This window comes from bacterium, assembly GCA_036504735.1.
In the GTDB taxonomy this organism is placed as follows: Bacteria; Electryoneota; RPQS01; order RPQS01; family RPQS01; genus DASXUQ01.
This window is the reverse complement of sequence record DASXUQ010000019.1, coordinates 211,927-231,410: the sequence shown is the minus strand read 5'-3', so window position 1 is coordinate 231,410 and position 19,484 is coordinate 211,927. Positions and strand designations below refer to the sequence as shown.

Below are 19,484 nucleotides of genomic sequence, written 5' to 3'. Positions count from 1 at the left end.
AATTTCCCTACACTTCCACGCCATAACCGCGCAAAACATATATATTGCAAAAAGGAGTATCAATTTGTAACACCATCATCACTTCCCAGCCTTGACAACGACTTGCCCTATATGTATATTGAACGAACCTCACAACCTATTGAGGCTGGTCCTTCGTCCCTGTCGTAGTACAGGACGACAGTCCGCGCTCTCGCTCCATAGGCCTCACGTAGTTTCAATCTGAAAGGACATGCTGTGGCTGAAGGCAAACTAATTCCGGGATGGATTGGCCAGTTTGAGATTGGTGGTCTTGGCGGCGCCGAGGACATCAGGCAGAGCGGAAAACTTCCGTTCGACACGCTCTTGGATTTCTTATGCACACCCGGTGTCGGCTCTGATGCCGACAGTATCATGAAACGGTATGCCGTGATCGGGGACGACAACCCGCGTTTTGCGGTCGTGCCCGGACTTCCAGTGGTGCTTGAGAAATTCTACTGGCCGATGCGGAATGCGAAGGCGAGCTTCATGCTCGGGAATTACCTTTCGGTGATTGCGCTGTGTGGTTTTGTCGCTGAAATGGTGGCGATCTTCCTCCTTGAATGGGTCCCCTTCAACGAGACCCCAGACCTCATTCGCGCAGTAAGTGGAGAGAAACAAGCAAAGATCGATTATGGGAAGTGGCCGCAGGATACACGCGTTAACAAACTCCGCAGTCGCCAGGTTATCACTAAGGACGATATGGCCGAATTTACGCGTATTCGGAAACTTCGCAGGCAGTACCTTCACTACTTTTCGAAACCACACGACGACATAGCTTCTGATGCGCTTGTAGCGTATCGGAGTACAGCAGCCATTGTTGCGATGGCAACAATCAAAGGCATGCAAGATGGCGGATTGATTTTGACTCCCGCCCTACAGAAGATGCTTGCCCACGAAGATACCGCTGTTGACCCTATGTCAGATGCGCATATCTGACGGCCTTTTCGAGATCATCGCCCCGAACGTTTTGGAGCACAAGGACTGCAATCGATCCGAAGCAGGCGAGTGGACGCGCAAAGCTTAACCAGCCACGCCGAAAAACCGACAAACCCAATATGGAAGCGATCGAACTGCAATCAGGAAAGAAAGAGCGCGACAGGCTTGTGCTGGCAATTGTCCGGTGCATCCACGCCACGTTCAGCCAATCGGAATGGGATGAACTCGCATATATAACGCATGGCCAGAAGATCATCTATGAGCATCCACGGCTCTTCCGTAGTATGTTCTTCGGAGACGAGGACTACAAGTCTTGTATTTTCGACGTTGTGGAAGGGCTCATTAAGGCTGATGCTCAGGTCGTGGACGCAATGCTTGACTTCATCAAGCTGCGCGACTGGCTCAAGGAGAATTATCCAAGCGAAGCAAGCTACCTGTTCGGTGACCCCGATCTGATCTTTGAACCACTCGAGAAGGTAGCCATTCGCAATTCGCATGACGTAACACACCATTTGCGGCGAATTAGAGAAGCCGTTGATTCTGACCCGGAGCAGGCAATTGGTTCGGCAAAGGAACTGGTAGAGAGCGTTCTGAAAGTGATCATCGAAGGTAGCGGTGAAAAACCGGGCGGAGATGATTTCCCGCAACTTCTGCGGCGTGTTCAAAAGATGCTCGATCTTGATCCGAGTGCGATCACCGTAAACGCGAAAGGAGCTGATACAGTCCGCCGCGTCCTCAGCAATTTGGGTCAAGTCGCTATCGGTATTGACGAATTACGCAACCTGTATGGCACAGGACATGGCAGAACCAAGCGATCCGGAGTCTCAGTGCGTCATGCTCGGCTCGTAGTCGGTAGCGCAGCCACCCTCGTAACATTTCTCATGGAGACTTACGAGGCGAAGATTTGATATCCGGATTCGTGCCGTGATGTTTGCCCGTAAGTCCTATCCTTCCTTCATCGCCGTAATGAGGCCGCTTTTGTATTTTGGGGGATTTGGGATTTCCCCCTCCCGCCTCCCCACAAATCCCCAACCTTCCCCATTCTGCACGTCCCACTTACCCCTTCCAAAACACCATTCCCGCCACACCTTGTCCACAAATCCTCCTTGTCAACCACCGCAGGCACCGGTACTTGAACATTCGAATAATTTTCCTTGTATTCCCTCCCTTCCAGAGTTATCTTACTCCCATAAGCGGGCAGCTCTTCTTCCCTTTGCATCATGAATTTCTAAGAATGAATTTCTCACCTTTGTCACCCGGTTTTTTGGGCTTTTTTGCCCTTTTTTCAGCCGTTCAGCCCTTCAGATTTTCAGTATTTTCCTACGGTAAAGGGGTTCGTTTGGTCCAAATAAAATTCCGTGTAAAGATAACCGCATAAGAAAAGCCCCAACCAAAGGTTAGGGCTTCAAAAAGGGCTTCGAAAAGCGCGCTATTTGCCCATCGGCACCGGGGTACCCATCGGCATCTCCTTGCCGGGGATCAGCACGTGATCCACCTCATGGATCACGCCGTTGGTCGCCAGGATGTCACTCCCACTGAGCGTGGCCGTGCCCACCCGGATGACCTGTCCCTGCACCATGACCGGAAGCTGCATCCCATTGTCCATCGTCAGCATCTGACCGTTCATGTTCATCAGGTCCGATGTCGTCAGCGCCTTGCCGCTGAGAATGTGATATCGCATCGTGCTGTTCAGCACCGCCGTGTCCGCATGCTCGGCATCGATATCTTCCTTTGTGCGGGCATTGAAGCCGCTGTTCGTCGGCGCGAACACCGTGTACGGCCCCTTCGCATCGAGCGTACTGCCCAAGCCGGCTTTGTTGACGTGCTTGACAAACAGCGCCATGACGCTGTCGTTCTTCGCGGTGGTCAGAATACTCGCCCGTGCGGTATTGGTCGGCACCTTGGTCGTCATCGGGCCGGCCTTATCCTGCGCCACAATCATCGTGCTGCATAGCAATGCCAGTGCCATCGCCAGCGGGACCATCATCCGTGCTCTCATGAATACTTCCTCCTTGAACATCTCTGGTCTGTAATAACACAGCCCCGACCGGATGGAGATCGGGGCTGTGCTCTGTATGCTTTGCGGAACATCGTCACAACCCGTTACCGGTTGCGCGGCATCCGCATCGTGTCCATGCTGTTCATCGTGTCAGCCGGATACGTGCCCATCGGAGTGGGCGCGGACATCGGAGTGTTCTGTTCGCGCTGCTGCGTCGAGGTCGGGCTGCCGCTCGTCATCGGCATCATCTTGTTGATCAGCAGTACGGCATCCACCACGTGAATGACGCCATTGCTGGCCATATGATCGGCATCTACGACATTGGCATTGCCGACCATCACTTTGCCGTTGGTCACCTTCACGGGCAACTGCAGGCCGTTATCCATCGTCAGCATCTGGCCGTCCATCTGCATCAGGTCGGATGCCATCAGTCGGCGGCCGCTGAGCACATGGTACTTCACGGCATTGGACATCGCCGTGTCATTCTTTGCCCAGAAGAAGGCGCTATCCGTGGGGGAAAGAGTGTTGATCGCCGCGTCGTTGGGCGCGAATACGGTGTACTCACCCTTTTTGCTGTCCAGCCGGTTTTCCATGCCGGCCTTGTCCACCCACTTGGCAAACTTGTCCAGCCCCAGTGCTCTATCCTTCTTCGCGACGCCCCATATGGTGCGTTCGCTCATTCTCCCAGTCCTTGTCGTCGTAGTACGGTTACGGTTCGCACGCTCTTGCGCGAGAAGCATTCCGCTGCCTATAAGCATCGCCACGATCACAACCAGGGTAGTAACTGTTCTGCGGTTCATCTTTTATATCTCCTGCTTAAACTGACGCTCTAATAGTGTTACAACTTGGCCGGGTGCCACGTTCGAGTAACACCAAGCAAACCTTTTTACTTTTCCGTGAGCATGGCAGTTCCGGAGGTAGTTGGTGCAACTAATTGCCGTAAAGTATTAATAAGATTAATATAAGCGATGTTCAAAATGATGGCCCCGGTCGAAATGACCGGGGCCTTGCCAAGATTGCCGTGCTTCTAAATCGATCTTACTTCTTATCTGCCTTCACGCCCGTGTGATCCGGAACCGTCTTTTCCATTGGCGCTGCCGCTGCTTCGCCAGCGGTGATGACGCTATCGACCTCGTGAATCGGTCCATTGGTCGACTTGAGGTTCACACCGCTCAGGGCTGCATTGCCGATCATCCACTTACCACCCGTTTGGGCAATGGCCAAGGCCAGACCGCTCTGGGCGGTAACTTTCTGTCCCTTCATCTTTGCCAGTTCCATGCGCGAGATCCGCTTGCCGGCCACGATATGGTTCTTCAGCACATCAGCCAGCTTCGCTTTGTCCTGCTTCAGCGAATTCATGGTCTCGGCAGGCAAGGCCTTGAAGGCCTCATCGCTGGGTGCAAACACCGTATACTCACCGGGTCCCTCGAGAGTCTTTTCCAGATCGGCCTCTTTGAGCAGGGAAGCAAAGGTCGACAGAGACTTTGCGCTGTTGATGCGCTGCAGCAAGGTTTCCTGCATCTTCCCGGGCTTGGCGGGTTTCTCCATTCCCGATTTTTCCGTCGCCTCAACCTTGTGATGCTTGATAGCGGGCTCTGCCTTCTTGACCGAATCCGGCGCGGTCTGGGCAAAGGCAACCGTGGCAAATGCGAAGGCGACAACGGTAATGAGAACCGACAGGCGGTGTTTCATTCTAAGACTTCTCCTCGATTGAATTGGACCATCTTGTAAAGATTGCGGCGTAGTTAGCCGCCATTTTCACCCCTTCAACGATACATCTCTGCGTAGGTTCCGGAGAATGCTCTGTTGGGTAACTGGAGACCGGCAGGCCATGGGATCACTATGGTAATTCAGCATCTGCGTACGACGTGACGGATTCTGGGAGTAGCGGAGGAGTGAGGGTGGAAATAGAGCGTTGTGCAGACCTGGCGTGATCAACGCAAGGCTTGCACTATCTCTAACTTGTCAGATAATACTAAGCTGTTGTTTACTTGTAAAATATTGTGCTGGCATACTGGTTGCTATACATTAAGTCAGACAATGACTCCTCCTCCCGGATACTTCCGGGTAGCCTCCGTTGCCCGGCCTTGCGCGGCACCAATCGGCCGGTGGCGGAGCGTGATAGAAAAGAAGAAGGAAGGCCTCCGGAGAACGTCATCCTGCTTAGATTGTTCCCCGGTGTTGTGGTTCGCACAAGATGACGGCACGGTTTCCAGCATCTCATCCAGCACGGTTTCTTTGCGCAGCATCAGGCACGGTTTCTTAGTATCGCACCACGGCACGGTTGACTCGCACCGCACCCTTGTTTTCGCGAGGCCTTCCCTTCTTCTTTTTATTTTGCATCAGTGATCCCCAATTTAGAGGGCAGCGACCTTTGAGTCGTCACCACGGTTATCGGGGCATCCGGCACTATCTCTCTTGGTTGAGCGTCTTCTCTTCTCCTCGGACGCGCGCTGAAAGCACCGACTATGGTCGGTGTTTTTTTTCCAAGGACATTGGGGTTGACTTTTGGTGGAAAGTTGAGTATCTTCGAGAATTGGATAACAAGCCTGAGGACGGCCAACTCGATCTATCGAGTGCTTTCTGGCCGTCGGTGGTCCTCTTCTCATCGGGTCCCATGACCGCCCGGTCATGCCCGGTTCAGGCTGTTTACCGCCCGTTATCCATCCGCAGACTCCTCAGAATTCTCCCATGTCCTGCCGTTTCCCGCTCCGGGTCCGGTAAATAAGCCTAACGCTCTCCAATTCACTACCATGACTGATTACCAAAAGCTCGTGCCTCCTACTCAAGGGCACCCGATTACTATCGAGGGTAACCGTCTTAACGTCCCCGATGATCCGATTATTCCATTTATTGAAGGTGACGGCACCGGTCGCGACATTTGGAAAGCCAGCCGCAAGGTCTTTGACGCCGCCGTTGCAAAGACGTTCGGCGGCAAGCGCCGTGTAGAATGGTTCGAGGTTTATGCAGGCGAGAAAGCCGTGGAGACCTACGGCGACGGCGTCTGGCTGCCCGAAGATACGCTGACCGCGATCAAGAAGTACATCGTTGCCATCAAAGGTCCGCTGACGACTCCGATCGGCGGCGGCATCCGCTCTTTGAATGTTACGCTGCGTCAGGTTCTGGACCTGTACGCCTGTGTGCGTCCGGTGAACTGGTTTCAGGGCGTGCCTTCCCCGGTCAAGCATCCGGAGAAGTTGAATGTAATCATCTTCCGTGAGAACACGGAAGATGTCTATGCCGGCATCGAATGGCCCGCCGGCTCTCCTGAAGCTCTGAAGCTCATCGACGTCATCAAAGAGCTGGGAAAGACCGTGCGCCTGGACAGCGGCATCGGCATCAAGCCGATTTCGAAGACCGGGACGTACCGCATCGTGCGCAAGGCGCTCCGCTGGGCGATTGACCACAAGCTGGCGAGCGTGACGCTGGTGCACAAGGGCAATATCATGAAGTTTACGGAAGGCGCGTTCCGCGAGTGGGGTTACGAGTGCGCGGCCGCCGAATTCGCCGATCAGGTCGTCACCGAAGACGATCTGTGGGCGAAGCACAATGGCAAGCTCCCGGCGGGCAAGATCCTGCTCAAGGACCGCATTGCCGACTCCATTTTCCAGCAGGTTCTGCTGCGCCCGGATGAATATCAGGTGCTGTGCACGCCGAATCTGAATGGCGACTACCTGTCGGATGCCTGCGCCGCGCAGGTGGGCGGTCTGGGTATGGCTCCCGGCGCCAATATTTCCGATTTTTACGCGGTTTTTGAGGCCACGCACGGCACGGCCCCCAAGTATGCGGACCAGGATGTCATCAATCCGGGCTCGGTGATTCTCTCCGGCGCGATGATGTTCGATTATCTGGGCTGGGGCGACGTGGCCAAGGCCATCCATCGCGGGATCGCCGGAGCGATTGACGCCAAGCGCGTCACCTACGACCTCCACCGCCAGATGGACGGCGCGACGAAACTGAAGACGTCCGAATTTGCGGACGAAATTATCCGCCATATATAGAACAGACCGGCGGAAGTCCTGTCAAGGTCTGTCGTGTGTTTACCGGGTGCACAAAGCCCTCCCTTTGTTAGACGATAGATTGCTTTCCTTGTTGCAGAAACTGCCACAAGACTTCCTCAACTGCGAGGATTGCTTCATGAAACGCGTTTTATTCTTTGGTTTTTTACTTGCCGGCGTCCTGATGTTAGCCGTGAGTCCTGCGTTGGCGGGACCGGGCAAAATCGCCGGCAAGGTCGTGGATTCCAGCGGTGAGCCGGTGATCGGTGCGTCCGTGCAGGTGACGGAGACCAAGCAGGGCGCTGCGGTGGGTGTGGACGGCCAGTATGTGATCCTTGGCGTGCAGCCGGGGTCCTACACCGTTCGTATCAGCAGTGTCGGCTATGCTCCCCAGTCCTTCCGGGATGTCGGTGTCAGCGGCGATTTGACGACGACCTTGAATGCGACCCTCACTGAAGAGGCCATTCAGACGACGGAACAGATTATTACGTATACGCCGCCTGCCGTCAAGATTGACGTCTCGTCGAAGGAAGTGCGTATTACGGCCAAGGACATGCAGACCCGCGCCGTCCCGAGCATTGCCGGCATGCTGAAGAAGCAGCCGGGCTTTAAGGTGGACCCGGCGGGCGAAATGCATGTGCGCGGTGGCCGTGGCGCCGACATGCTGGTGAAGGTAGACGGCATGGACTTCCGTGACCCGCTGGTCACCGGTTCCAAGCAGCTCGTCAATATGTCCGCGCTGAACGTCGAGGAAATCGAAGTGCTGACGGGCGGCGACGCCCGCTACGGCGGTTTCCAGGCCGCCCTGATTAATGTCACGACGCCGGAAGGCTCGATGACCGACTACTCGGGCGTGCTCGAGTACCGCACGGACCGGCTGTTCAAGACCGCCGATCCGTACAAGCCCTTCTACGGCCAGTCCAACAAGCTGTGGAATGCCAGCTTCGATCAGGATCAGTACGATTACTCGCTGTCCGGTCCGGTTCCCTTTGCGGACAGGTTCCTGGGCAAGCAGAAGCTCAGCTTCTTCACCTCGGGCACGGCGCGCATGGGCAACACCTATACGCCCTATAGCATCAGCCGCAGCCCCGCGGACATTCTCGGCGTCGGCATCAAACTTCCCGAACGTCAGGACAACGACTACTCGACGTTCTGGAAGTTCACCTATCGCATGGATCAGAAGCGCAAGCTGAACCTCAGCTTCCAGCGCGACTATCAGCTTTACGACATCTATCCGGACGGCGAAGCGGCGGTCGACGGCAATTACGGCTGGCAGTACAAGTATAATGTCGCCAACCGTCCCTTCTACGAAACTACCCGCCAGTCCGTCAGCCTGTCTTTCTCCCACAATGTCTCGAAAACGACGCTCTACGAAATCAGCGTCGGCAACTTCACCACCAATACCACGATTCGGTCGCGCGGCAAGAACCCGGACGAGTTTACGCTCTCCAAGGATGCCGAGGACGACAGCCGCCGGGTGACGGGTGGCGTGGACCAGGACAAGAACGGTTTCCCCGACGGTTATGTGGATGCCAACCGCAACGGCAAGTATGACGGTCAGGGTGAAGGTTACGATGACGTCAATGCCAACGGCCGCTGGGACCGCGGCGAAGACTGGGTAGACCTGAACGGCAACGGCGTCTATGATGAAGCCGAACCGTGGGTCGATGTTGCCGATCCGGTCACCGGACGCAACAACCTCGGAGTCAAGGACCCGTGGGATCCTTACGTGGATCTGAACAAGAACGGTCGCTGGGATCCGGCGGAACCGCAGCTTGCCGAGCAGGACTGGAACCACAACGGCAAATGGGACGGCGAACGTTTCCAGGATGCCAACAAGAACGGCAAGTACGACGGTTTCGGCGAAGGTTTCGACGACAAGAATAGTGACGGCAAGATCAACACGCGCGACCTGTTCGACGCCAGCAAGGAAGCGTTGGGCGAGCCGTTCGTCGATGGCGACCAGTGGTTTGACACGGGCGAGCCGTTTATCGATCTTCCCGACTCGAACGGCAACTACAATGGCGTGTGGGATTCGGGCGAGTATTGGTACGATCTGCCCAGCTCCTACGTCAGCGCCTTCCAGCGATCGGGCACGCCGACGACGGACGGCATCTATGACGGCCCCAACAGCGCCTTCGACGAATACGAGTTGTTTACCTATCCGGCCCGGATGGAATTCGGCACGGATCCGCGGTATCCCGTACTGTACACCTACGGCGACGTGGGCAACGGCATGCGCGACGCCGGCGGACGTTACACGGGCCAGGACTGGTTGAACCTGCCGATGACCAACGGCATCCCCGGATATTACCACTACATCGAAGGCAAGTCCACGTGGACCAACGTGACGCTGGATGACGGTGGCAGTGATTTCAGCCAGCGCGCCCACTGGATCTTCGATCCGCCCAACAATGTATGGGACAACGGCAAGCAGTTGTATCCCGGCCAGACCGGCCACCTGCCGCGCGAGAGCTATACCGATTATAACGGCAACGGCACGCAGGACCCCCTGCCGGACTTCTTCCTCAACCCCGGCCAGTATGACGCCACGGCATTGTGGGAGAAGCGCCAGTCCAGCGAGTGGTCGGCTAAATTCGATCTGACGAGCCAGGTCAACAAGTTCCACGAAATGAAGACCGGTTTCGAACTCAAATACCGTACGCTGACGATGAATTCGATTTCCGGTCCGGACCAGCCGTATACCAATACGGACGTTCCGCTGCCGGCCGGTTCGCCCTATCCGGACCGCGGCGCAATCCGCGACTTTTACAAGCATCGTCCGTGGGAAGGCGCACTGTATGTGCAGGACAAGATGGAGTTCGAGGGTATGATCGTGCGCGCGGGTCTGCGCAGCGACTTCGTCATCCAGCCGAACGACCTGATCGACGAAACGCAGAAGCAGCTCGATAAGAATCAGCCGGGTGCCCTGCTGGCGCAGCGCGGCCGGTTCACGATTGCCCCGCGTCTCGGTATCAGCCATCCGATTTCCGCCAAGTCCAAGTTGTATTTCAACTACGGGCATTACTATCAGACTCCGCAGTTCCAGTACTTCTATACGAGCGCGACGGCCAACCTGTCTCCCAACACCCTCGTCGGCAACCCGAATCTCGAATATGAGAAGACGGTGTCCTACGAAGTCGGCGTGAACTCGGAGTTCGCGGAAGATTGGGTGATTGACGTGGCGGGTTACTACCGTGACGTGTTCAACCAGATCGGTACCGTCCAGTTCCGCGACGGCCCGCTGGTTTTCAACCGCTATTTCAATCTGGGATACGCTCGTGCCCGCGGCTTCGAATTCTCTTTGGAGAAGAAGTTCTCGAGCATGTGGGCCCTGACCACCAACTATGACTTCTCCTATGCCTACGGCAAGGAGTCGGCGGCGGCGGACGGCTTGCTGAACCGCAACACGAACGTGCCGGAAAACTATGACGAGCACCCGCTGAACTGGGACCAGACCCATACGGTGTCGGCCTACCTGACGCTGATGATCAGCGACAAGGATCATCCGAAGCCGTTGGGAATGAAGATCCCCAACAACTGGCTGGCGACGCTGGAATTCACGTACGGCTCGGGCTACCCCTACACGCCGTCCACCTACACGACGGGGGTTCCGGCCAATCAGATCCTGACCAATTCGGCGCGCATGCCGGCGACGGTTTCGACCGACTTGAAGTTCGACAAATTCTGGAACCTGAGCAAGAAGCTCAAGCTCGCCACAGGCTTCGAAATCTACAACCTGCTGAACCGCGGGAACGTCCGGGCCATCTATCCGGCCACCGGTACCACCGGTGAATCCATCAATCGGCTGGATCCGACGTGGGTGCCCGGCCGATCGGACTCGGACATGAATCCGCGCAACTACAGCGCACCGCGGCAGATTCTGCTGCACGTGAAGCTGTCGGTGTAAGCGGCACGTTTACGTTCATCGCGTTTCGGCGCGTCCCGTTTTCGAATCTTGCCCATGAAAGCCATGGTGAAATCTAAACTCCTTCGCGGCTCCCTTTTGAGCCTGCTCATCATCGCGGGATTGATCGGCTGTTCCAAGCCCGACTCGAATCCCGTGACTCCGCCGCCCGAGTTTCGTGACGGCATCCCCCTCGACGTAAACGCGACCTACATCGCGCGCGCCGACAGGCCGTACATTGTGTCGGAGAACTGGGTGATCCCCGAAGGCCGGACCGTGGAGATCCAAGCCGGTACGGAGATCATGTTCGACAGTCTGTGGTGGGTGGACGTGGCGGGAAAGATTACCGCCGTCGGTACGGCCTCCCAGCCGATTATCTTTACGTCGGCCCGCACCAGTCCGGCCATGGGGCAGTGGCGCGGCTTCAAACTGCACAATCCCACCGATCCTTCGAGATTTGAGCACTGCGTATTCAGTTGGGGCGCGTTCTATGACACGGACACCACCAACGTCGAGGCGCAGACCTACCGCGGCATGCTGGCGATCAACAACTCGAGCCCGGTTATCGAACGCTGCGTGGTGGTGGCCAATCAGAACAATGCTGTCTATATGACGGGCGCGGGCAGCGCTCCGCGAATCCGCTACAATGTGCTGACGTTCAACGACGCTTCGGCGGTTCGCGCCGACACATCGGTGCAACTCCCCGAAGGAGTCGGCGAAACCGGACGCCCCGATGTGTCTTACAACTGCGTCGGCGGCAACCACGCGATCTCGTTCCTGATGGGATACGACTCCTCGCGGTACGGCGTAAAATTCCAGACCAACCAGAATCTGGACAGTTGCGACCGGTTCTTCAACATCGATCTGGATCCGAAGCTGACCTACATGGGCGACACGGGCACAGAGGCGGATCCCCCCCGCACGTGGCTGCGTGACGGCAGCGATTTGGCGCTGCAATCCTGCTCACCGGCCATTGATGCCGGCCCGGCGGGTGAAGACCTCGACCAGGTAGACAATACCCGCGCCGACATGGGCACGCTGCCCTACGTCCAGTCGGGCGGCGAGCTGCGCGGCGTGGTCTCCGGCACCCTGAATGCGGGCATTACCTACCGCATGTCCTGCAACGTCCGCATCAATCCGGGCACGATCCTGACGATACCCGCCGGGACGCACATCGAAACCACGGGTCTGTACACTATCGAAGTCCATGGCAAGCTGATCGTGGACGGCAACTCCACGTCCCGCGCGCGCATTTCGGTGGGCGCGACGGGCGGCGATCTGTGGGGCGGTATTCGCTTCTTCAATACGGACTCCCTGTTTACGCCTTCGACGGTGCGGGGTCTGGATATGGTGGATTATAAAGTTGTTGACGTCTACAAGCCGGGTGTTGTGTTCGAGAACTGTCTGTTCGACCACGGATTCGACTACGGCATGCAGATCGCCACACAGACCCCCGACTTTACCGACACCGTGCGTGTCGCGGATTGCACGTTCAACGCGTGCGGTCTGTACGGCATCAAGGCGGACAGTTCTGCGACGACGATCCGCAACACGGTGATCCGCGCCAGCCGCGGCCGTGGCATCTGGCTGCGCAATGCGGGAACGGCGGCGGAAATCACGAACTGTATCGTGCATTCCAACGTGACGGTCGGTCTGGCGCTGGAGGCGTTCAGCAGTCCGGTCCTCACCAATAACGTGTTTGCCCACAACGGCTATCACGGCATGGACATGACCAACAACTGCGATCCGCATCTCCGCAACACGATCGTCTACCATAACGACCGGTACGGACTGTATGTCGTGGAATCGTCCACGCCGGTTCTCGACTACAACGACGTTTTCGGGCATGTGTACATCAGCGGGCAGAACTCCACGGACTGGAATTACATGCCGGCAGACCGAATCGCCCATCTGACGGATCTCAACGCGGATCCGCAGTTTGCCGGCGAGACGGACTTCCACCTGTCCGCCTCCTCACCCTGCCGTAACGCGGGCATGAATCCCGACGGCTCGCCGACGGATATGGGCGCCTTCGGCGGCCCGAACGGCGGCAGTGTCGGCGCAGGAGCCATCCGGCAATCATCCGGCGGGCTCGCTTCAAAGTGATTTTCAAGCTGGAACACACCGGGCGCGGCACCGGCCGCCTACCCGCTGGAGGTTTGACATCTATGCACAGATTATCTGTTCGAGTGGTTTTATCGGTGGCATTTGTCTGCGGCCTGGCGCTGAGTGCTCTGGCTGCGAACGGACCATTTGACGCATCGCGGGTCCGTGGACCGGTGCGCCCAATGTTCGCTCGGCCCAACGCCCAGAACCGGGTTCATGACGTGGGCAAGATGAAGATGAACATCACCAACCACGGCTACCTGGGAAATGACGGCCCCGGTCAGAGCACCGCCCTCAAGAATCCCTGTCCGCCCAACCAGTGGGCCGACCAGTGCGAATTTCCCGCAGGGAGCGGCCAGGAATATCTGTTCCAGGCCGGTCTGTGGGTCGGCGCGCTGATCGTTGAACAGGGATTCGAAACCAAGCGCGTCAGTACCGGTACCGACGGTTGGTTTTCCCCGTCGATCAACGAATTCTGGCCTGGCCCCGGCGCCGCGAATGGCATCATTGAGCGTTCGACGCGTCCCGGCCGCACCAACTGCCTCGGCGAGTATGTGACCGATGAAGCCAATGCGGTTTCGGATCAGGATTTCATCTGCAGTTACGCCGACACGCTGAAGGATCCCGGCTTCGTGGACAACGATCCCGTGGACGGTGTGCATCGTCCGCTGGGCATCAAGATTTCGCAGAAGTCCTATGCGTTCAGCCAGGCGTTTGCCGAAGACTTCATCCTCGTGGATTTTGAGATCGAAAATATCGCCTCGAACTTCCTGAAGAATCTCTACGTCGGTCTGTATGTGGACGCCGATGTGGGCCGGAAGGACATGCTCAATCAGCACACGGACGATATTTGCGGCTTCCTGGAAAATTATCAGGAAGTGAACGGCGCCGATACGGTGACGATTCCGATCAACGTGGCATGGATCGCGGACAACGACGGGCGCGATCCAACCATGACGTCCGGTCCGCTGATTGTCCCGAATGTGACCGGCACCCGCGTCATCCGCGGTCCGAACCCGCGCCTCAAGACCTCCTTCAACTGGTGGATCTCGAACGGCGACGTGACGCTGGACTACGGCCCGTCCTGGGAAGATTACTGCCGCCGCGACAGTATGGGCATGGGATGGACACGCCTGTTCGGAACACCGATGGGCGACGAGCACAAGTATCAGATCCTGAGCAACGGCGAATTCGATTTCTGGCAGATCATGGTGGACAAGATGTCCCAGGTTGCGCCGCAGAATATCGGCACCGTCAGCAATCCGATTAACAAGGGCTGGTGCACGGACGACCCGTCACCGAACGCCGCGGACATTGCCAATGGGTACGATACTCGTTACCTGCTGTCCTGGGGTCCGCTGGGCGTCTACGACTATACCGACGAATCCGGCCGTCGGATCTACCGCCTGAACCCGGGCGAGAAGTTCAATATGACGATCGCCTACGTGGGCGGCGAGAACTTCCACGATCCGAGCCATCCGCAGCCGTCCAACCAGAATATCGATTCGAGCCTGTTCAACTTCTCGGATCTGCGCCAGAACGCGCGTTGGGCGTTGGAAGTCTACGACAACCGGATGCATGATACGCCGATGTGGGATCTTGATGGCGACGGCAAACCGGATGTGGGCGATGGCTGGTACGGCGAGGACGTCGGCACCGACGGTATCTATACCGAAATGCCCGCCGGCTTCCGCCCAAGGAACTGCAACGATCCGAGCCAGCCTTATGACAGTATCCCCGTCTGGTACTTCACCGAAGGGGATCCGGCGCTGCACGCCGGCGCTAACGCGAAATTCGCCGGCTATTACACCGGGCCTGACTGTGACGGTTCGGAGCGCAACGGCAGGATTGACTCGGTCTCCAACGCCAATAATTCATGGTCTTCCGAAGACCAGATTATCCCTGACAATCTGATCTACCATGGTGTCCCGAAACTGGGCGATTGGGATATGGGCTGGATGGCGGGGAATGGTTTCCTCGATCAGGGCGACGGTGTTCCGGACTTTACCGGTCCGCCGCCTCCGCCGATTCCGGCGTTGCTCTACGCGTTGCCCGGCACCCACAACTCCGCGAGTCATGCGGGCGGTGTGGTGCGTACGGACCAGGACTACATCGGCGGCCTCGGCTACGAGCTGCGGGGCGACGAAGTGATTCTGCGCTGGGCGAAGAAGTCCTCGGAAAATGTCGACTACCGTGATCCTTTCTCGCGGGTGCAGGACTTCGAAGGCTACAAGATCCTCTGGGCCAATGTAAACCAGGACGACCAGTACAATTTGCTGGACGAGTTCGATCTGGTGGACTTCGCCTATTTCTCGATCGATACCGATTCGATGATGACGATCCCGGTCAACAAAGCGATGTACGATTCTTTGATGGCCGCGGGCCGAGGTGACAGCACGATTCTGGGCAAGCGTGGCACGCTGCATGCGGTGAGCAACAATACGGGCTTCGAATCGATCCGCATGGCGGGCAACGATTCGACGTACGAATATCATATCAAGGCGAACCGTCTCTGGCCGCGTTACTATTCCGTGGTGGCTAAGGACTTTGGCGATCCGCATTCGGGGCTTGGTCCGCTGGAGACCCGTCCCACCGCCAACGCGGTGCTGCTGGCGCCCGCCGGCAGTGCCCACGATCCGGTGCGCGTGGTGCCGAATCCGTACCGTGCCTACCAGGATTACACGCAGACTTACGGCGGCCCTGGTGGAGGGAGCTGGGAGAATATGAACGACGGCACAACCGGATTCTATCCGCAGGCTGACCGCCGCCTTGAGTTCATGAACCTGCCCGACCAGTGCCTGATCCGGATTTTCACCGTGGCCGGCGACCTTGTGCAGATCATTCCCCACAACACGACGGGCGACAAGTCCGCGTGGCCGAGTCTGAATTCCGAGCGGTGGGACCTCAACTCCCGCAACAGGCAACAGGTGGTGTCCGGCATTTACCTGTTCTCCGTGGAAGACTTAACGCCGGGGAATGGACACAAGATTGAGACCGGAAAGTTTGTCATCATTCGCTAAGCTTCAGATGCTTTATATAGACGGAAGGACCCTCCCATGAAGCGATGGCCGCTTTTTGTCCTGCTGGCCGTACTTCCACTGATTCCTCAAGCCGTGTGGGCTCAGGCCAAAGTGGGAACCGCCGGAGTGCAGTTCCTCAAAATCAGCCCGAGTTGCCGCGCGGTCGGAATGGGCGAGGCATATGTGGCAGTCGCCAATGATGCCAGCGCCATCTATCACAACCCCGGGGCCTTGGCCCGCCTGGCCGACCCCGAGGCGATGGTCAGCTATGTGGACTATGCCGCGGGACTCAGCTACGGATACCTCGGGATTTCGCATCCCATGAACAAATGGAATGGCGCGTGGGCCGTGTCGGTCACCTATCTGACGACGGGCGACATGGACGAGACCACGACTCTGATGCCGCAAGGCACCGGACGCACATTCTCCGCAGGAGACATCGCCGGCGGTTTGACGTACAGTCAGAAGCTCACCGACAAGTTCTCTGTGGGTGGCACGATCAAGTATATCAACGAGACGCTGGCCGATAAGTCGGCCAACGGCTGGTCGGCCGACGTGGGCACCTATTATGCCACGGGCTGGCGCAGCGTGCGCATCGCCATGCTGACGTCGAATTTCGGCCCGGACATGAAGATGGTGAACACGCCCTATCCCATGCCGATGAACTTCACGTTCGGCTTGGCCGGATACCTGCTGAACACCAAGGATTACCAGTGGACGACGGGCACGGACTCGGTCGGCACGCATGCGCTGCTGCTCGGTTTATCCTGGTCGCACCCGAACGATAACCTTGAAGTGTACAATATCGGTCTGGAATACGGTTACCAGAACATGGCCTTCCTGCGCTTTGGCAAGAAGATCAACGCCATCAAACGGTACAGTTGGGACGAATACGAGAAGCGGATTCTTGCCGGTCAGGACGCTAAGAACTATGATCCGTTTGCCGAATACCCGTTGTTCTCGCCGGACGGCAAGTTCTTCCAGAACGGCGCGACCGTTGGGGCCGGCTTCAGGTTCGACAAGATCGGTTTGAGTGTAGACTACGCGTTTACCGGCATCACGTTCCTCGACAACATCCACCGCTTCTCCCTCGGATACAAGTTTAAGAAGCCGATCTTTTAACATTCCTGAAGGGATCCCGCAGATCTGCTGAGCCGCGGCGCTGGCGTGCGGTTCGCTACCGGAGACCACTATGCTTCATCGAACGAAAGTTTTGCTGGCTGTCATCCTGGCTATTTTCCTGGGGACGAGTTTCTGGGGATGTAACCGGTTGGGTGACGGCCTTTCGGAAAATCGCGCGCCCGAGGTTCATTTCGTCAATATCCCGCTGGACAGCACGACCTTCAGCTATGCTCCCGTCGTGCGCTGGTACGGGTACGATGCTGACGGTCTGGTGAACGCTTTCCAGTACCATGACGCGGGCGATACCGCCGCGGTGAATGCGTACCGGGCGGGCGATGCGGCCCTGCAGCAGTACATCAACTCGCTGCCGGCCTCAGCCTGGGTGACAACGTACAGCAACGCGGACACCGTTTATCTGCGCCGCGCCGCCGACACGACCATCACGGAGCACGTGTTCATGCTCCGCTGCGTGGACGACAAGGGCGCGTTCTCCTCCGTCAAGGTGCGCACATTCTTCCGCACCAACAATCCGCCCTACGCCCCGTCGGTCAAGTGGGCGCTGGATGTTACCCGCACTTCGCCGGACAGACCGCAGGACTATCAGCTTCACTATGACATTCCCGACACCCTGTTCTGGGGGGACACGCTGACGTCCACCTATCCGGGCATCGGTTTCCTGTGGAAGGGAAGTGATCCGGACAGCCGTGCGCTGAATGTGATCCCGCTCACCTACAGCTACATGCTGCAGAATGAGACGACCGGCGAAATCTTCCCCTATGCCATTCGGGACGACAGCAACCATGTCGTCGGCTATGCCCAGGGATGGAGCCCATGGAGTTCCGAGGCTCAGGTGACGTTTGCGGCGGCGGCGGCCTTCGCCGTTGACCCGAACTTCCAACTGGACGGGTCCTACAAATTCTACCTCAAGGTGCGTGACGACGGCTTGACCGAATCCACACCGGATTCGGTATGCTGGGCGACGTTCCGCGCCGTCAGCGCCGTCGAGGGCCGCAACTTCGACCGTCAGCTTTTGGTGGTGGATTGGACTGCTCATCCCACCGCCGGCATCGACTCCACCAATTTCGGTATGCGCAACGATCAGGAGATTACGGACTTTTACAATGCCGTGATCCCGGAAGGTCTGGCGCTGGCCGAGCAGTGGCGTGCGCTAAACCCGCTGGCGAATCCGACTCCGATTCCGAACCAGTACGACTGGTATCTTGACAAGGACTTCACGCTCAATAACCGGGTGCCCATTGACCATATCCGTCACTACAAATGGGTCTGGGTCATTTCCGACAATCTGTCCCGTAACGCACCGACGGATATTCAATCTCGCGTCAAGGTGCTGCAGGAATACATGAAGGTTGGCGGTCAGGTTCTGTTTTCAGGCCGCGGCGTCTTCCGCGATTTCGGTCTGACTCAGTGCGGCGACCTTGTACCTACGGCTTCCAACTGGGCAGATCGCCATTTCCGCGATTACCACAACCTTTCGACGGTGTGCGCAAAGGGTCAGCAGGCGACCAACATGTCGCAAGCGGCGGACTTCGGCGGCGCCACGACGACCGACCGGCTGCTGCCGGGCCTTGAAGTGGATACCGCCCTTGTGCACCGCATGATCTACCATAGCCAGCGCTATTACTGCCTGCCCGAGGTGGACTACTTTGGCCGCAGCGGCGCCGCTTCCGGCACGGAATATACCGTGTCCCTCTACAACTATAATTCCTGCTCGTCGTTGGCGTCAGATAGCGCGTTCAATGTGGACTGCATGGTAGTCTCCTCCACGCCGTCGCGAGCCAATCTGCGTCCCGCCGCAGGCCACACGCGGATTCTGAATGTGAGCCGTGTGTTCAATGCAACACGAGGCGTAGCAGGCGAAGTGATCGCCGTGGACCGCGAGATTCTGCCCAGTGGTCTTCCCGGCGAGTGGCGCATTGTGGTCTCCACGCCGGCAACCGCAGGTGCCTGGCAGGATTCGGATTCACTGCAGGTCGATTACACCTACATTCCGATCCAACCCAGCCACGATCAGCCGGTGGCGACGAACTACATCCGCTACCAGAGCGTGATCACCTACAACCGCGATCAGGGCCGATTCAATATCGAACTGTGGACGCGGTTCCGTTCGGGTCTGTTCACCTTCCCGCTTTCCTTTATCAAGAACGACTACGTGCCGGAAATGGGTGGAACGAAGGTGGCCGCGGTCATCGCCTATGAAGCCCTGTTCTTCAACCAGCCGCGCGTCTTTAGTACCAACTTCGGCGGCGGCCGTCCGAATCCCTGATCCGGACGCAGGGACGAAATCATCGATACGTTGTGAGGTCCGAGGGCTGCGGAAAATTCTCCGCAGCCCTCGCTGTTTGCACTCCTCTGGACAC

At 57.6% G+C, this 19,484-nt stretch carries 11 protein-coding genes; 8 read left to right on the top strand and 3 right to left on the bottom strand.

Annotated elements, in window-relative coordinates; genetic code table 11:
• Positions 1 to 234 precede the first annotated feature (234 nt).
• Both VGL38_15420 and VGL38_15415 read left to right on the top strand, forming a co-directional pair.
• Positions 235 to 954: a hypothetical protein gene (locus tag VGL38_15420; protein HEY3296820.1), complete on the top strand. Its 720-nt coding sequence runs from the start codon at positions 235 to 237 to the stop codon at positions 952 to 954.
• 119 nt (positions 955 to 1,073) lie between these two features.
• A complete protein-coding gene (locus tag VGL38_15415; GenBank protein ID HEY3296819.1) occupies positions 1,074 to 1,862 on the top strand; it encodes an abortive infection family protein in 789 nt (262 codons plus the stop codon).
• Between the two features lie 521 nt (positions 1,863 to 2,383).
• Here the strand turns inward: VGL38_15415 and VGL38_15410 are convergent.
• The 3 genes from VGL38_15410 to VGL38_15400 form a co-directional block, all read right to left on the bottom strand.
• Positions 2,384 to 2,953, bottom strand: coding sequence for a fasciclin domain-containing protein (locus tag VGL38_15410; protein ID HEY3296818.1), 570 nt, complete (start codon positions 2,951 to 2,953; stop codon positions 2,384 to 2,386).
• Between the two features lie 104 nt (positions 2,954 to 3,057).
• Positions 3,058 to 3,633 carry a fasciclin domain-containing protein gene (locus VGL38_15405; protein ID HEY3296817.1) on the bottom strand — a complete coding sequence of 192 codons (576 nt, stop codon included), beginning with the start codon at positions 3,631 to 3,633 and terminating at the stop codon, positions 3,058 to 3,060.
• A 358-nt stretch (positions 3,634 to 3,991) separates the two neighbouring features.
• The gene (locus tag VGL38_15400; GenBank protein ID HEY3296816.1) at positions 3,992 to 4,645 is read right to left on the bottom strand and encodes a fasciclin domain-containing protein; all 654 of its coding nucleotides are present in this window, start codon (positions 4,643 to 4,645) and stop codon (positions 3,992 to 3,994) included.
• Positions 4,646 to 5,706: 1,061 nt separating this feature from the next.
• On the opposite strand from VGL38_15400, the gene icd reads away from it, so the two are divergent.
• The 6 genes from icd to VGL38_15370 all read left to right on the top strand — a co-directional run bounded on the left by icd (position 5,707) and on the right by VGL38_15370 (position 19,390).
• Entirely contained in the window at positions 5,707 to 6,954 is a 1,248-nt protein-coding gene (icd, locus tag VGL38_15395) for an isocitrate dehydrogenase (NADP(+)) (protein HEY3296815.1), read from the top strand.
• A 136-nt stretch (positions 6,955 to 7,090) separates the two neighbouring features.
• Positions 7,091 to 10,861 (top strand): outer membrane beta-barrel protein, encoded by a 3,771-nt coding sequence (locus tag VGL38_15390; GenBank protein ID HEY3296814.1) that lies wholly within the window; start codon positions 7,091 to 7,093, stop codon positions 10,859 to 10,861.
• A gap of 63 nt (positions 10,862 to 10,924) precedes the next feature.
• Positions 10,925 to 12,964 (top strand): right-handed parallel beta-helix repeat-containing protein, encoded by a 2,040-nt coding sequence (locus VGL38_15385; GenBank protein HEY3296813.1) that lies wholly within the window; start codon positions 10,925 to 10,927, stop codon positions 12,962 to 12,964.
• A gap of 62 nt (positions 12,965 to 13,026) precedes the next feature.
• Positions 13,027 to 15,984, top strand: coding sequence for a hypothetical protein (locus tag VGL38_15380; GenBank protein HEY3296812.1), 2,958 nt, complete (start codon positions 13,027 to 13,029; stop codon positions 15,982 to 15,984).
• A gap of 36 nt (positions 15,985 to 16,020) precedes the next feature.
• Positions 16,021 to 17,106 carry a PorV/PorQ family protein gene (locus tag VGL38_15375; protein ID HEY3296811.1) on the top strand — a complete coding sequence of 362 codons (1,086 nt, stop codon included), beginning with the start codon at positions 16,021 to 16,023 and terminating at the stop codon, positions 17,104 to 17,106.
• Between the two features lie 70 nt (positions 17,107 to 17,176).
• Positions 17,177 to 19,390 carry a hypothetical protein gene (locus VGL38_15370; protein ID HEY3296810.1) on the top strand — a complete coding sequence of 738 codons (2,214 nt, stop codon included), beginning with the start codon at positions 17,177 to 17,179 and terminating at the stop codon, positions 19,388 to 19,390.
• Positions 19,391 to 19,484: the final 94 nt, after the last annotated feature.

What these genes read in the sequence shown, in the direction of transcription:
- VGL38_15400 (HEY3296816.1), bottom strand. Translation starts at nt 4,645, where the DNA reads ATGAAACACCGCCTGTCGGTTCTCATTACCGTTGTCGCCTTCGCATTT.
- icd (HEY3296815.1), top strand. Translation starts at nt 5,707, where the DNA reads ATGACTGATTACCAAAAGCTCGTGCCTCCTACTCAAGGGCACCCGATT.
- VGL38_15385 (HEY3296813.1), top strand. Translation starts at nt 10,925, where the DNA reads ATGGTGAAATCTAAACTCCTTCGCGGCTCCCTTTTGAGCCTGCTCATC.
- VGL38_15370 (HEY3296810.1), top strand. Translation starts at nt 17,177, where the DNA reads ATGCTTCATCGAACGAAAGTTTTGCTGGCTGTCATCCTGGCTATTTTC.
- VGL38_15380 (HEY3296812.1), top strand. Translation starts at nt 13,027, where the DNA reads ATGCACAGATTATCTGTTCGAGTGGTTTTATCGGTGGCATTTGTCTGC.
- VGL38_15415 (HEY3296819.1), top strand. Translation starts at nt 1,074, where the DNA reads ATGGAAGCGATCGAACTGCAATCAGGAAAGAAAGAGCGCGACAGGCTT.
- VGL38_15375 (HEY3296811.1), top strand. Translation starts at nt 16,021, where the DNA reads ATGAAGCGATGGCCGCTTTTTGTCCTGCTGGCCGTACTTCCACTGATT.
- VGL38_15405 (HEY3296817.1), bottom strand. Translation starts at nt 3,633, where the DNA reads ATGAGCGAACGCACCATATGGGGCGTCGCGAAGAAGGATAGAGCACTG.
- VGL38_15410 (HEY3296818.1), bottom strand. Translation starts at nt 2,953, where the DNA reads ATGAGAGCACGGATGATGGTCCCGCTGGCGATGGCACTGGCATTGCTA.
- VGL38_15390 (HEY3296814.1), top strand. Translation starts at nt 7,091, where the DNA reads ATGAAACGCGTTTTATTCTTTGGTTTTTTACTTGCCGGCGTCCTGATG.